This is a genomic window from Youngiibacter fragilis 232.1 (genome assembly GCF_000495435.3).
Lineage (GTDB): Bacteria > Bacillota > Clostridia > Clostridiales > Clostridiaceae > Youngiibacter > Youngiibacter fragilis.
On the sequence record NZ_AXUN02000183.1, the window covers coordinates 57,942 to 71,882 of the forward strand.

Consider the following 13,941-nt stretch of genomic DNA (forward strand, 5'->3'; position numbering starts at 1 on the left):
CGAAATAAGGCTAGCTTGCGCCATTACTCGAACCTTCCTTTATTTCCCAATGAAGGATGAAAGTAAACACTATCCTCAGTGCCATTACAATAACAAGAATAAGAAGCTCGTCTAAAGTACCTATTACTATTGTCTTGAGAAGCTCTGAAGCGAGCAGGAATTCGAGCGCGACTCCAAGTCCCCTTGCAAAATCCAGCTTGATAAGATGGTCAGGCACATGTCTGTTTATTATCCCCTTGACGTACATATAAAATCCCTTGAGGGAAGACAGCAGAATGATTACTATGCCCATCAGTTCGAGCGGATAGATTGCGTAGGGTACTATATCGTGTAGTAGTTCTGATATGTGCATTTGTTCCTCCAAGATGTTTATTCAAGTATATGATATTCCAATTGATAGATAAATTCAATCCATATATTCAGCAGGATTAAACACCATCTGGAATTCACCTGAAGAGTAAGGCCCTATCTCCTCTTCCTTATATGTTACGGCCTTACCGTCATGGTTCATGTAGAAAAGTTTTTCTTTGCCATCAATGGTCCTGAAAACCAGTTCGAGGCCTTCAGGTGAATCAAACGTCCTGATTCCGCTGCCTGCAGCAATTTTACTTGCAAGGGCATCCATAGTCTGGTCATCAGCACCTCCTCCAACATAATATACGAGACCTTTACCATACCTGTTTACGGTTATGCATGCCTTTTCCTTGTAGAATGGGTCATCATACCTGTAAAGAACATCGGCTGAAGAAGCATCAACCATATCCCTCCAGACACTGCAGCTGCCTTTTGAACCATCGGTCCCAACTAGTTTGGCATCCTGTCCCGGCTGCAGGCTCTCACTTTCAAGTATGCTTATGCCACAAAGCTCGCCTATTGGCCCCGGGGCCACCATTCCTCTGTAGACATTGTTGTTTCTCTTCTTTATCCCAGCCCTGTAAGAGAATATTATTGTTCCTCCGTTCTCTGCAAACTCTTTGAGCCTTTTGGAGAGATCCTCGTCGATTATCTGCATGACCGGTACTGCAACTATCTTATAACCACTGAAGTCCCTGCCTGCCGGTATTACATCAGTTGCTGCGTTAATTTTGTGGAACGGACGATAGAGCCTTATCATTTCCGTGCTGAAATCAAACATCGCACTTGCCCTCTGGATCCTCCATGACCAAATGTTGTCATAGTCATAGACTACCGCAACCTCCCCTTTCATCGGACTTTCGAATCCAGCTCCGATTTTTGCCGCCTTCTCAAATACGCCCTTGCCCTCAAGGAATTTCCTTCCTTTCCTGTCATTATGGTCGATAATTCCCAGGCAGAACTGCTCCTGACCCCTGTCCATTGCTCTCCACCTGAAGAACAGCATCCCGCTGCAGCCTCTGGAAAACGCCTGCCACGACCACATGGAGGACTGCATCGGTCTTGGCAGATAACCTATGATATCATGGCCCTGAGCTCCCATAAGCTGTTCCATGATAAGGAAACTCCTCTCCTTGAGGCATCTCATGAAATCATGCGCCATGGCAGTATGGGCCGGGCTAACTGGCTCCTTGAGCCCTCCCCAGACAGGATAGTTGTCATAGGATACTATATCCAGAAGTTCAGCGATCTTTCCGAAATCAAAGGACTTTTCAAAGAACCCTCCCGAGAAGTTGTGTGTGACAAACTGTGATTCACCCTTTGACTCTCTGATGGCATCAAGCTGCAGCCTTGCGAATTCTTCAACCGCATTGCTTCTGAACCGAAAATGGTCAAGAAGCAATGCAGGGTTGTGCACAGTTATCGTCTCCCTCGGCAGCACTATCTCGTCGAAGCTGTTGTAGGTCTGACCCCAGAAGATGGTTCCATATTCACTGTTGAGCGAATCTATGTCTCCATATTTTTGTTCAAGGAACCTTCTGAAGGCATTCTCACACTTTTGGCACCAGCACATGTCACTTCCTTCGTGACCGAATTCATTGTCGGCCTGCCAGGCTACTACACTCTTCCTTTCACTGTAATGGGACACTAGCTTCCTTACCAACCTTACTGAGAGCTCCCTGTATTTGTCCGAATTGAAGCAATACTGCCTCCTCCCTCCAAATACCCTTCGGTTGCCATTAATGTCCTCCGAATGTACTTCTGGATATCTGCGGCTGAGCCATGCAGGAAATGTTGCCGTCGGTGTCCCAAAGATCACATCAAGACCTGCCTTTTCAGCCTTGTCTAGGATATCATCCCAATATGAGAAATCAAAGCAGCCTTCCTCACTTTCAAACATATGCCATGCGAATTCACCAATTCTGATGGTATTTACTCCCATCTCCTTCATCCTTGCAAAATCACTTTCAACTTCATGATTTTCCCAGTGCTCAGGGTAATAATCGACTCCCAGTATCATATCTTTTCTCCCTTTCAAGTTTTTACAGGATGCCAAATCTATATTCCGTATAGCTTCTGAACGTTTCCCCCTGCTTAAGGACCGAATCCTCCAGGAACGTTCCGTCCCTGCCGATAGGAAGCCTCTGTACTTCCAGCGCTGCCGACATTCTTTCAGACAAGACAATATTTCCTACAATGACCTGTCCCTGAGCGTAGTTCTGCGAATACAGGACCAGTGCCTTGTTGTCAGTGTGTATCTCCATCAGCCTGCCGGTCTCCCTGTCCCATAGCCTCGCCTTTATTCCGCTTCCTTCCCTCAGTACGAACGGATGGTCATATCCTTTTCCGATGAGCAGCTGACTGTCACAAAAACCAATATCTCTGCCAATCTCCTTCATTGAGTTGAAATCGAACGGCGTGCCCTTTGTTTCTATCAGCCTTCCAGTCGGTGCTGAGGAGTCATCCAGTTCGGCATAAAAGTCAGAAGCTATCATAAGATTATGGCTTTCAATGGATTTTGAAAAATCACCGCTCAGATTGAAATATGAGTGATTTGTCAGATTTACCAGCGTATCACAGTCTGAAACAGCCTTATAGCTTATCTTGAATACGTTTTCTTCGGAGAGCGAATAAGATACTGCACTATACAGATTCCCAGGGTACCCTTCCTCCATGTGGGGCGACGTCCTTCTGAAAACCACCGCAGCCATACTTTCTGATGTGTTTACAGCAAAACTGTAAGTCTTCTTGTCAAAGCCCTCTCTTCCTCCCTGCCCCGAATTTGTCCCGTAATTGAGTTCAATACTGTATTTCACCCCATTCAAAGTGAAAGCTCCGTCTTTTATACGTCCGGCCGTCCTACCGATAAGTGCACCAAAGTAGGCAGGATTATCCAGGTAGTCGTCAGGATTCTCATAACCCATCACGACATTCTTGTATATTCCATGCCTGTCCGGTACATGGATTCCGGTGATTATGCACCCCAGGTCCAGAGCGGTGACCTTCATCCCCGCCCTGTTCTCCAGTGTTATCTCATGGAACTCCTTGCCATTTAGGTAAAGTTTCCTGCTATAGGCCTTCATACAAGGCCTCACAGCATCTTCTGAAAGCTTCCCTTCCTTCATTGTCCCCCTTGAAGACCCCGGCATCCTTAAGGACGCTGAGGAATACTTTCCCGATTTCTTCATATATAATACTGTCGGCATTATCCTTATCCATTGAGTGCTCCTCCAGAAGCTTCAGGGCGAAATGACCGTGCTTCTCAAGCTCGTCATCCCTGAAGATGCCTTCAATGTCATTAGCCAGCATATGGTCCCTGACAAGGCCCATTTCCTTCTTGAGCCTTGCAGGAAGGACTGCAAGCCCCATTGCCTCTATAAGCCCTATGTTCTCACGTTTGATGTGATGATGCCTTTCTGCTGAATGGAATATCCCGAAAGGATGGTCATCATCAGTCCTGTTGTTCCTGAGCACGATATCCACTTCATACAGCCCGTTTCTGAACCTTGTGATCGGTGTTACGGTATTGTGGCCTTCGCTGTTGGTATGGGATATTATACCCACTGATTCGTCGCTGTAATGCCTCCATCTAGAAAGTATGGTACCTGAAACCTCCACAAGTTCCTCTATGCTCCTGCCCTTGAGCCTTATGACGCTCATCGGCCAGAACAGAGTGCATGCTTCGATATCGTGTTCCTTGAGGTTTACGCAATCCAGCTCTTTCGCCCTTGCCATCGGAAACTCATAGTTGCCGCCCTGGAAATGGTCGTGAGTAAGTATCGAACCTCCTACTATGGGCAGGTCGGCATTTGATCCGATGAAATAGTGAGGGAACATCCTGTTGAAATCAAGCAGTCTCCTGAAGGTCTTCTCAGTCACCTTCATCGGTTCGTGCTCTGCCTTCAGGACTATACAATGTTCATTGTAGTACACGTATGGTGAGTACTGCATAAACCATGCTTCCTCAGCAAGCTTCAAGGATATCATCCTGTGGCTTCCTCTTGCAGGGTGGTTCAGTCTTCCTGAATAGCCTTCATTTTCCTTGCATATAAGACACTTCGGATAAAATGAATCCTTCATCATCTTCGCTTTTGCGATAGCCCGCGGATCCTTCTCCGGCTTGGATAGGTTGATTGTCATATCTATCGGGCCGTATTCAGTTTCGATGCTCCATCGTATGTCCTTTTCGACCCTCTTCACCCTTATGTAATTCGAGTTTCTGGCGAAATCATAATACGAAAGGGTAGCTCTTTCAGGCGATGACTCATATGTTCTCCAGAACTCCCTTTCAAACTCAGAAGGGTTTTTTACAAACGCTGACATGAGCCTCGTATCAAAAAGGTCAAGCAAATCTATACTGTCATTTTCCACTCTTCCGGACTCAACTGCCCACTCCCTTATTCCGTCAAGTATGACTTCAACGTCAAGACAGCCATCATGATACTCCGGCAGGTCTTCGTATCCGTCCTCACCGCAGACTTCAAGAGCTCTATTGATCGAGTAGATACGGTCCCTTTCGTCAGTTATTCCCTTTTCCACGCAAAAATCCGCAAGCCTTGTGATTTCTCTGTATATGTTCAAAATACCATCCCGCCTTTTCAGTTCTCAAATCCATTTCTGTGGGTCCTGTGGAACTCCCATGCTGATGCAATTATTCCAACTATATCCGTATGCTTTGGTTCCCATCCCAGGACCTTCTTTGCCTTTTCTGATGAAGCAACAAGAACTGCTGGGTCACCGGCTCTCCTTGGTGCGATCTCTTTCCTTATGCTCTGTCCTGCTGCCTTCTCAGCTGCATCAATTATCTCGTTTACAGAGAAGCCTTTTCCATTGCCAAGGTTGAAGACGTTGCTATCATTGCCTTCCCTGAGGTACTCCACAGCCCTTATATGGGCATCCGCCAGGTCATCAACATGTATATAGTCTCTGATGCAGGTACCGTCTTCAGTTGGATAGTCATCGCCATATACCATTATCCTGTCACGTTTGCCAAGTGGAACCTGAAGTACCAGAGGTATCAGGTGAGTCTCAGGAGAATGGTCTTCACCGATCACTCCTTTCTCCGCGGCACCTGCCACGTTGAAATATCTAAGGGCTGCAAATTTGACTCCATATGCCTTGTCAGTCCACTTCATCATCTTTTCCATTGCAAGCTTTGTCTCACCATAGGTATTCGTAGGTTCAGTATCATCTTCCTCCCTGATCGGAACTCTCTTGGGTTCACCATATACAGCCGCTGTAGATGAGAATACTATGCGCCCGACCTTCGCATCCGTCATCGCCTTAAGAAGCACCATGGTTCCATAAACGTTGTTGTCATAATACTTAAGCGGATCTGTCATGCTTTCGCCTACAAGCGAATTAGCCGCGAAGTGTATTACTTCAGTTATTTCCTGTTCCTTCAGGACCTTCAGCATGAACCCATAGTCCCTTATGTCACCAACGATAAGTGTTGCTTCATTATGAACCGCTGCCTTGTGTCCGGTCTGAAGATTATCAACTACTACAACCTTCTCTCCGCGGGCAATCAGCTCACGGACACAGTGTGAGCCTATATAACCTGCCCCACCGCATACTAATACTGCCATAATATCCTCCTTGATGTTTACCTTATTCCACATCCAATTATATCAATTAATACCACCAGACGCCACTTAATGAACGAACCCACCCGCTAAAGCGGGTGGGTACAAAACCGTCAGGTTACTTCAGCAAAGTCTCCTGGCACCTTCACCTATGCTGACAACATAGAAATCTGCCTTATATCCCACCGCTTCCTGGTATTCCTTTGAAACCTTGCCGATGAAATCCTCTATGCTCTCATTTTTCACTATGCTGACTGTACAGCCACCGAAGCCTGCTCCAGTCATCCTTGAACCGATTACCCCAGTAACCTTCGAAGCTATTTCCACGAGAGTATCCAGTTCAAATCCGGTTACCTCATAATCATCCCTCAGTGAAGCATGGGACTCATACATGAGCCTTCCGAACTCAACCATGTCGTTTCTATCGAGAGCGTCAGCTGCTTTTACAGTTCTCTCATTCTCAAGAACTGCATGCTTTGCCCTACGTCTCAGTACTTCATGAGGTATGAGTCCGATATTCCTTTCAAGCTCCTCGCCCGAGAGTTCCCCTAGGCTTCTTATCGGAAGCTTCTTCTTCAGATACTCAAGGGCTTTCTCACATTCTGCACGCCTCTGGTTGTATTTGGAATCTGACAGGCCCCTTCGCTTGTTTGTGTTAGCAATGATTATCGCCGAATCCTTGAGGTCAACCTTTTCATAGCTGAACTCGAGAGTTTCAGTATCGAGCAGCATCGCATGCCCTTCTTTTCCCATCCCTACGGCGAACTGGTCCATTATACCGCAATTGACTCCAATGAATTCATTTTCAGCTTTCTGGGACAGCTTGACCATCTCTATCATCGGGACTCCAAGCTTGTTTAGGTAATTCAGCACCACTGCAGTAAGCACTTCAATGGATGCAGATGATGATAATCCTGCCCCATTTGGAATATCACCCCGTACATGCATGTCGAAGCCATGGGTTATTTCAATACCAGCCTTCATGAACGAGTAGATCACGCCTTTGGGATAATTCGCCCAGCCATGGGCTTCGCTGAATGCAATATCCTTCAGCTGGAATTCTATTATCCCATTTTCAGGAAAGTTATCCGAATATACCCTTACTGTTGAATCATTTCTTGGCGCAGCTGCGCCATACGTTCCAATGGTCAATGCGCAGGGAAACACGTGTCCGCCATTGTAGTCGGTGTGTTCACCTATCAGATTCACCCTTCCCGGAGCAAAATATATACCCTCCGGTTCATACCCATATATTTCTTTGAATCGACTTATAGACTTCTCCACAGAACACCTCCATGGCATCAAATATTATCACTTACACTATCTCTTTCCATCAGTTTGACCGGTATCACTACCTTCTTCCTGAATTCCCTGTTGCTTCCGATACTTTCCAGAAGCAGGTCCACAGCTGCCTGACCCAGATAATCCTGATAAACCCTTATTGTAGTCAGTGAGGGCACCATGTATTTCGATCCAGGCAGGTCATTGAACCCTATTATGCTTATATCATTCGGAATATCAAGTCCAGCCTCCGATATTGCCTTGTACGCACCAAGAGCCATGCTGTCATTTCCTAGAAAGAATGCAGTGGGGCGATCAGGCTTCTCCAATGCTTCCTTCATCAGCCGATAGCCGCCTTTCAGGGAGAAATCCGCAAAATAGCAATCTGACTCATGGTATATGTCATTCATGAGCATGAACTCCTTGTAGAATTTGAACCTCAGGTCGGATACCTCATCCCTGTCAGGGAAGAATTCCCTTCCACCGATGTATCCTATCCTTCTGTGTCCCCTTCCATAGAGATATCCGAGGGCAAGGTCCATGGATTCCTTGAAGTCAATTACCACTGAGTCACATCTGTTGTCAGCAGAGAAGTCTGTGAATACAATCTCCTCGTTCAGTTTCATCAGGTTATCAATATCGCTCCGGCCATATTTGCCAATGGCCAGAATACCGTCGAGTTTTCTCGCAGTATCTTCATCACAGTCGAAATCAATTCTGACGACCTCTACCCCGAGGTCATGGCATCTTTTTTCTGCGGCTAGCCGGATATAAAGATAGTAGGGATCCCCAAGCTCCTTTTCTGAGTCATACCAGTTAAGTATCCCTATCTTCTGACCGCTTCTGCTCTTTCTGTCCCTGACAGTCACATAGTCGAATTCCTCAGCTATCTCAAGTATCCGCCTCTTGGTCTTAGCTGTTACCTTGAGGCTTTCGTCGAAATTCAGAACCCTGGAGACCGTCGAAATCGAGACACCGGCTTTCTCTGCAATGTCCTTGATCGTTGCCACTTTCACACCTTCTTCTGTTTAGACAGCATCAGTTCTTCCTGATATATTTCCTAATATCGATTGCTACTGCCGTAATTATGATCAGTCCTTTGATAATATACTGAAGATACGTCGAGACACCCATGAATGTCAAGCCATAGTTGATTACAGTGAAAATAAGCACACCTGTCAGGATGCCTGGAACTGTTCCTATACCTCCAGATGTGGACACTCCTCCGACCACGCAGGCTGCTATGGCGTCAAGTTCATACATGTTGGCAGTGTTGTTGGTTGCAGAACCAACTCTTCCTGCCTCGAGGAAGCCACCGAAGCCATAAAGGATACCCGCGAGAATGTACACTAGTATGATATACTTTCTTACATTTACTCCGGATACTGTCGCCGCTTCAGGATTTCCGCCTATTGCATACATGTTCTTGCCGAAACGGGTCTTATTCCAGAGTATGTAAATGAAGACAATAACTACCATGGCATACACAACAAGATATGGAATCTCAAAGTTTGTGCCGGCAAAGAATTTACCCACAACGAAATCTGTGAACTTCTGGTCGAAACCTCCAATTGGCTGTGCACCGTATGGGGGTCTGTCGAAATATATTGATGTTATTCCATAAACAACTATCTGCATACCCAGTGTTGCAATGAACGCCGGCACCTTGAATACAGACACTGCAACACCGTTTATACCGCTGAGGAGCGATGTTGCAAGGATCGCAATAAGCACCGGTACTATTATCGGAAGCTCCTGCAGGTTCGGGTACATCCTGTATGCATAGCTTGTTGCCTGAAGCATTGATCCTGTAAGGACTGCCGCAAGTCCTACCTGCCTTCCTGCTGAAAGGTCAGTCCCCTGAATAATAAGTATTCCTCCGACACCTAGTGCGATGATCATCCTTATTGCCGACTGGGAGAGAATGTTCCTGAAGTTCCTGATATGCAGGAAATTCGGTTCTCTGATTATTATCACGAGAATAAGCAGAAGCAGCACTATGTATATGGCGTGGTCCACAAGCCACTGCGGGTTAGCATATTTTTTAAGATTGAACTTTTCCATATAGACCTCCTATAGATACATTGCGGAGAGGCGCATGATCTCCTCCTGGTCCGTCTCTTTAGTTTCGACGATACCCGCCAATCTTCCATTGCTCATGACAAGTATCCTGTCAGTGACTCCGATGAGCTCAGGCATTTCCGAAGAAACCATTATGATTGCCTTGCCTTCGGCTGCAAGGCTGTTCATCAGCTGATAGATCTCGAACTTGGCACCTACGTCAATTCCTCTTGTCGGTTCATCAAGAAGCAGTATTTCAGGCTTGGTCAGAAGCCATCGCCCTATTATGACCTTCTGCTGGTTTCCTCCAGAAAGCGAACCTATCTGGGTTTTCTGTCCCGGGGTCTTGACGCTCATTGAATCGATTACCCATTTGGTGTCCTTTTCCATGGACCTTGAATCAAGGAGTCCTCCCCTAACATAGCTCCCAAGGTTTGCCACAACAGAATTGAAGTTGACACTTAGCTTGTCGAATATTCCTGTTGCTCTTCTCTCCTCGGTGACCATTGCAAAACCATTGGCCATTGCCGCTGCCGGGCTGGTATTAAGGCACTTCTTGCCCTTCAGGATGATCTCACCCTTGCTTAGCTTTCTGATCCCGAAAAGTGATTCGAGTATGTCAGTCCTTTTCGCTCCAACAAGACCTGCCACCCCAAGCACTTCACCTTCCCTGAGGTCGAATGTAATGTCCCTTATCGAGGGTTGATGCAGCGATGTAAGACCAACGACCTCCAGTATCCTGCCTCCAGGCTTATGGCTTCTCTCAGGAAACCTGTGGGACAAATCCCTGCCAACCATCATCTTGATGATTCCATCTATCGTCAGTGTCTTTGCATCCTCAGTTGATATCCATCTGCCGTCTCTCATTATGGTGACATCATCGGAAATTTTAAGTATCTCTTCCATCTTATGCGAAATATAGATTATTGCTACATTCTTTTTCCTTAACCTGTCGATTATCCTGAAAAGATGGTCAACTTCCTTCTCTGTCAGCGAAGAAGTAGGCTCATCCATGACAATCACCCTGGAGTCATATGAGACTGCTTTCGCTATCTCTACCATCTGCTTCTGTGAAACTGAAAGTGTATTGACCTTTCTCCTAGGGTCCAGGTCAATGTCAAGGTCCTCGAAGATCGCCTTTGTGTCCTCATACATCCTGGTCTCTTCGATGAATCCGCCTTTGGATGGGTACCGGCCGAGCCAGATGTTATCCATTATGCTCCTGTGAGGTACCTGGTTAAGCTCCTGATGAACCATGGATACTCCGTGGTCAAGGGCCTGTTTCGAGTTCTGGAATTCGACCTTGCTTCCGCTGAGATATACTTCACCGCTGTCCTTCTTGTACATACCGAAAAGGCATTTCATCAGAGTCGATTTCCCCGCTCCGTTTTCTCCCATGAGCGAATGCACCGTCCCCGGCCTAACCCTGAATGTTACCCCATCAAGGGCCTTGACTCCGGGAAACTCTTTAGTTATCCCAATCATCTCAAGTATATAGCGGTCACCGTTATCATCAGCTTTCCTGTATTCTGATGCGCCTGTCATCACGGCACCTCCTTATTAAAATGCATGAGACACTTTCGTGTCTCATGCCTGGTTGAAATCAGTTATTTGTAGGATTCCTCTGCAAAAGCAATATTGTCGATAGTGACCGCAACATAAGGTACCCTGACTGCCTTGTTGGTGTCAAGCTTCCAGCTTGTTCCTGTAAGGACATCTTTTCCAAGGGCTGCATTGAGTGCAAGGTCAAACGTTGCCTTTGCCTGGTTCTTTGCATCGTTAAGCACTGTTCCGACAAGCTTGCCTTCCTTGATCTTTACAAGCGCTTCAGGAATAGCATCTACTCCTACTACAGGCATGAACTTGTTGTCTTTGAAGTAACCCTCACCCTCAAGTGCAGTGATCGCTCCAAGAGCCATACCGTCATTGTTTGCTATTACGAACTCTATCTTGTCGCCATAGGCAGCAAGCCATGTCTGCATCTTCTCTGAAGCCTTGGCTCCATCCCACATAGCTGTATCCATCGCAATCTCTTCAACTTCGATTCCGGCTTCCTTTACAGTCTGTATTACATATGTAGTTCTCGCTTCTGCATCAGGATGTCCAGGTTCGCCCTTAAGGAGAACATACTGTATCTTTCCATCGCCGTTCCTGTCCCACTTTGCAGTGTTCTTCTTCCACGCATCAGCAACTACCTGTCCCTGCATGATTCCCGATTCCTTGGACTCAGTTCCTACATACCAGGTCTTGTCATAGCTAGCAAGCGCGGCAGCCTCCGGCTCCTTGTTGAAGAATATTACAGGAAGCTTCGCCTCCTTGGCTTTTGCGATTATCGTAGGAGCCGCCTTCGGGTCAACAAGGTTTATTGCAAGTGCCTTAACACCCTTCGATATGAACGTATCAACCTGCTCGCCCTGCTTCGCCTGGTCATTCGCGGAATCCACAAGCTCAAGAGTAGCATTACCTGTCGCCGCAGATTCAAGTCCTCTTCTTACATATGACATGAAATTGTCATCGAATTTGTAGATTGTTGCTCCAATGGTTGGAAGCTCCGTCTTTGCAGGTTCCTTTGAACCGCAGGCTGTGAAGGAGATGGCTGCGACAGCGAGTACTGCAGCTGCAATGAGTTTTTTCTTCATGAATATACCCCCAATATATCTTTTTGTCTCCGCCTGATGTTCTTCACCAAACGTTTACAACATGATTGTATTGTTTTGAGTAAACGATGTCAACAGCTTTAGTAAATTTTTACTAAATTTATTACTAAATTTTACTTCGATAGTCAAAGCATTAGAAAAAGGGTCTGACGACCCTTTTCTACCTCTTCATATAACCTTTGTTCTTCAATGAAGCCTCATACAGTACTATGGTAGCCGCCACACCGACATTCAATGAATCCAGCTCCCCAAGCATTGGTATCATTATCCCTTCATGCCGCAGATCATAATAGCCTTCGGATACTCCATATTTCTCAGAACCCATCACAATGGCTATCCTTCCCTTATAATCAGCCTCGTAGTATGCTTTCTCAGCCGCTGTATCAGTAAGGATGACCCTGTAGCCGTTTTTGACAAGCCATGCGAAAGCCTCATCATATGACGCTTCTACCACAGGAACCTTGAAGACAGCACCCATGCTGCTTCTGATAAGCTTGGGATGGTTGAGCCTCGTCTTTCTGTTTGTAATGATTACCAGGTCTGCTGCGGTCGCCTCACATGACCGGAGTATGGTACCCACGTTTCCTGGTATCTCAAGTCCATCAAGCACCATGACCACAGATTCCCTGCCAGTATAAACCTCATCGAAGGTCTTCGGCCTCAGATAGCAGACCGCCATCAGTCCATGACCGCCTTCCTTCTCACTGATGACATCATATACCCTCTCCGATACGTAGTAGCATTCCTCAGAGACATTTATGCAGCTGTCAAGCAGTCTCTGTGCTTCTATCGTCCTTATCCGTTCCGGGCACACGATAACATACTTCATTCCTGTTGAGTACCTAAGCGCAAGGTCAATCGCCCATATCCCCTCCAGCACGGCCAGCTTCTCAGGATTCGGCCTGGTGTTGCTGTTGAGTCCCTGTATCTTGTCTATGACAGGGGTTTTCCTCCCTGCTGCCTTAATGCGTCCTTCATACCTTGACAGTATTTCAGATGACTTCTCCTCATTGCTCAGATTCCCTAGATCCTTGAATTCCATTCCAGTTTCCTTTCCCAGCCGCATCAGTCCGCATTAAGGTCAATATGGCAGTATCCACGCGGATTTTTCTTAAGATAATCCTGATGATATTCCTCAGCATCAAAAAAGTTCTTCAGCGGCAATACCTCAGTTACGATTGGATCACTATATTCTTTCCGCTTTGATTCTATGAATCCCTCGATTACAGGAATATCAGCTTCATCCAGGTAGTATATCCCTGTCCTGTACTGGGTTCCTCTGTCATTGCCCTGCCTGTTCAATATGGTAGGGTCTATCACCTTGAAGAATTTTTCAAGTACATCAGTAAGACCGATTACAGCCTCATCATATTTTACCAGCACGGTCTCAGCGTGACCGGTCCTCCCAGTGCAAACCTCATTGTAGGTCGGATTTTCCTTTATCCCGTTGGCATATCCAGCTTTAGTGGAAATCACGCCCTTCTTCCTTGAAAAATATTCATCCACACCCCAGAAGCATCCGCCTGCAAGTGCTATCTCCTTCAATTCAACCACTCCTTCCGTTTATTACAATTGTACCAAATGTAATGAACAAGTGCCATGTTTCCAAAAAGCAGGATATCCTTCAGCATTTCCCATTCACACTTCATAAAAAACACTTCAAACTTCAATAATCATATTTTTCACGGCTAAATAGCTCGCTTTCAGCAATAACCGCTATGTAAACAGCTCTTTCAACATACAAATCAATATTTTGTTATTTTCTTCGCAATTAGACTTTTTTCTTTCATTCCAGTTTCATTTATGAATCTTGACTTGCATATATAATGCTGAGATAATTAAGCCATAAGAAAACGGAGGTGCGAAATGAGCATTATAAAAGAACTGTTCGTTGCCATAGCAAACGCTTTTGCAGAGGATGAAAAGATGCCTTCGGAGTTTAGGAATCTTGAACCAAAACCAATCATAACCCCATCTGAATACTACACTGCAAACTAAAAGCA

Annotated in this window: 13 protein-coding genes; 1 reads left to right on the forward strand and 12 read right to left on the reverse strand. The window is 46.0% G+C overall.

Annotated features, from left to right (window positions below; all coding sequences use genetic code 11):
- Positions 1 to 10: 10 nt before the first annotated feature.
- The 12 genes from T472_RS11870 to msrA form a co-directional block, all read right to left on the reverse strand.
- Positions 11 to 352: a DUF1622 domain-containing protein gene (locus tag T472_RS11870; RefSeq protein ID WP_023387575.1), complete on the reverse strand. Its 342-nt coding sequence runs from the start codon at positions 350 to 352 to the stop codon at positions 11 to 13.
- 54 nt (positions 353 to 406) lie between these two features.
- Positions 407 to 2,374, reverse strand: coding sequence for a beta-galactosidase (locus T472_RS11875; protein ID WP_023387576.1), 1,968 nt, complete (start codon positions 2,372 to 2,374; stop codon positions 407 to 409).
- 22 nt (positions 2,375 to 2,396) lie between these two features.
- On the reverse strand, positions 2,397 to 3,479 hold the full coding sequence (locus T472_RS11880) for an aldose epimerase family protein (protein WP_023387577.1): 1,083 nt from the start codon (positions 3,477 to 3,479) through the stop codon (positions 2,397 to 2,399).
- On the reverse strand, positions 3,424 to 4,935 hold the full coding sequence (locus T472_RS11885) for a UDP-glucose--hexose-1-phosphate uridylyltransferase (RefSeq protein WP_023387578.1): 1,512 nt from the start codon (positions 4,933 to 4,935) through the stop codon (positions 3,424 to 3,426). The genes T472_RS11880 and T472_RS11885 overlap by 56 nt, the downstream gene beginning before the upstream one ends.
- Before the next feature lie 17 nt (positions 4,936 to 4,952).
- Positions 4,953 to 5,942, reverse strand: coding sequence for a UDP-glucose 4-epimerase GalE (gene galE, locus T472_RS11890; RefSeq protein WP_023387579.1), 990 nt, complete (start codon positions 5,940 to 5,942; stop codon positions 4,953 to 4,955).
- Between the two features lie 120 nt (positions 5,943 to 6,062).
- Entirely contained in the window at positions 6,063 to 7,223 is a 1,161-nt protein-coding gene (locus T472_RS11895; RefSeq protein ID WP_023387580.1) for a galactokinase, read from the reverse strand.
- A 17-nt stretch (positions 7,224 to 7,240) separates the two neighbouring features.
- Positions 7,241 to 8,230 (reverse strand): LacI family DNA-binding transcriptional regulator, encoded by a 990-nt coding sequence (locus T472_RS11900; RefSeq protein WP_023387581.1) that lies wholly within the window; start codon positions 8,228 to 8,230, stop codon positions 7,241 to 7,243.
- 28 nt (positions 8,231 to 8,258) lie between these two features.
- The gene (gene mglC, locus T472_RS11905; RefSeq protein ID WP_023387582.1) at positions 8,259 to 9,284 is read right to left on the reverse strand and encodes a galactose/methyl galactoside ABC transporter permease MglC; all 1,026 of its coding nucleotides are present in this window, start codon (positions 9,282 to 9,284) and stop codon (positions 8,259 to 8,261) included.
- A 9-nt stretch (positions 9,285 to 9,293) separates the two neighbouring features.
- Positions 9,294 to 10,826, reverse strand: a complete 1,533-nt coding sequence (mglA, locus tag T472_RS11910) for a galactose/methyl galactoside ABC transporter ATP-binding protein MglA (RefSeq protein ID WP_023387583.1) — start codon at positions 10,824 to 10,826, stop codon at positions 9,294 to 9,296.
- Positions 10,827 to 10,888: 62 nt separating this feature from the next.
- Positions 10,889 to 11,920: a galactose/glucose ABC transporter substrate-binding protein MglB gene (gene mglB / locus T472_RS11915; protein ID WP_023387584.1), complete on the reverse strand. Its 1,032-nt coding sequence runs from the start codon at positions 11,918 to 11,920 to the stop codon at positions 10,889 to 10,891.
- A gap of 178 nt (positions 11,921 to 12,098) precedes the next feature.
- Positions 12,099 to 13,004 (reverse strand): RNA methyltransferase, encoded by a 906-nt coding sequence (locus tag T472_RS11920; RefSeq protein ID WP_023387585.1) that lies wholly within the window; start codon positions 13,002 to 13,004, stop codon positions 12,099 to 12,101.
- Complete coding sequence (msrA, locus tag T472_RS11925) at positions 13,004 to 13,483, reverse strand: peptide-methionine (S)-S-oxide reductase MsrA (protein WP_023387586.1); 480 nt, start codon at positions 13,481 to 13,483, stop codon at positions 13,004 to 13,006. Before msrA ends, T472_RS11920 begins: the two co-directional genes overlap by 1 nt.
- 321 nt (positions 13,484 to 13,804) lie before the next feature.
- On the opposite strand from msrA, the gene T472_RS20520 reads away from it, so the two are divergent.
- Positions 13,805 to 13,936, forward strand: coding sequence for a hypothetical protein (locus tag T472_RS20520; protein WP_023387587.1), 132 nt, complete (start codon positions 13,805 to 13,807; stop codon positions 13,934 to 13,936).
- Positions 13,937 to 13,941: the final 5 nt, after the last annotated feature.

What these genes read in the sequence shown, in the direction of transcription:
- T472_RS11870 (WP_023387575.1), bottom strand. Translation starts at nt 352, where the DNA reads ATGCACATATCAGAACTACTACACGATATAGTACCCTACGCAATCTAT.
- T472_RS11875 (WP_023387576.1), bottom strand. Translation starts at nt 2,374, where the DNA reads ATGATACTGGGAGTCGATTATTACCCTGAGCACTGGGAAAATCATGAA.
- T472_RS11880 (WP_023387577.1), bottom strand. Translation starts at nt 3,479, where the DNA reads ATGAAGGAAGGGAAGCTTTCAGAAGATGCTGTGAGGCCTTGTATGAAG.
- galE (WP_023387579.1), bottom strand. Translation starts at nt 5,942, where the DNA reads ATGGCAGTATTAGTATGCGGTGGGGCAGGTTATATAGGCTCACACTGT.
- mglC (WP_023387582.1), bottom strand. Translation starts at nt 9,284, where the DNA reads ATGGAAAAGTTCAATCTTAAAAAATATGCTAACCCGCAGTGGCTTGTG.
- mglA (WP_023387583.1), bottom strand. Translation starts at nt 10,826, where the DNA reads ATGACAGGCGCATCAGAATACAGGAAAGCTGATGATAACGGTGACCGC.
- mglB (WP_023387584.1), bottom strand. Translation starts at nt 11,920, where the DNA reads ATGAAGAAAAAACTCATTGCAGCTGCAGTACTCGCTGTCGCAGCCATC.
- T472_RS11920 (WP_023387585.1), bottom strand. Translation starts at nt 13,004, where the DNA reads ATGCGGCTGGGAAAGGAAACTGGAATGGAATTCAAGGATCTAGGGAAT.
- T472_RS20520 (WP_023387587.1), top strand. Translation starts at nt 13,805, where the DNA reads ATGAGCATTATAAAAGAACTGTTCGTTGCCATAGCAAACGCTTTTGCA.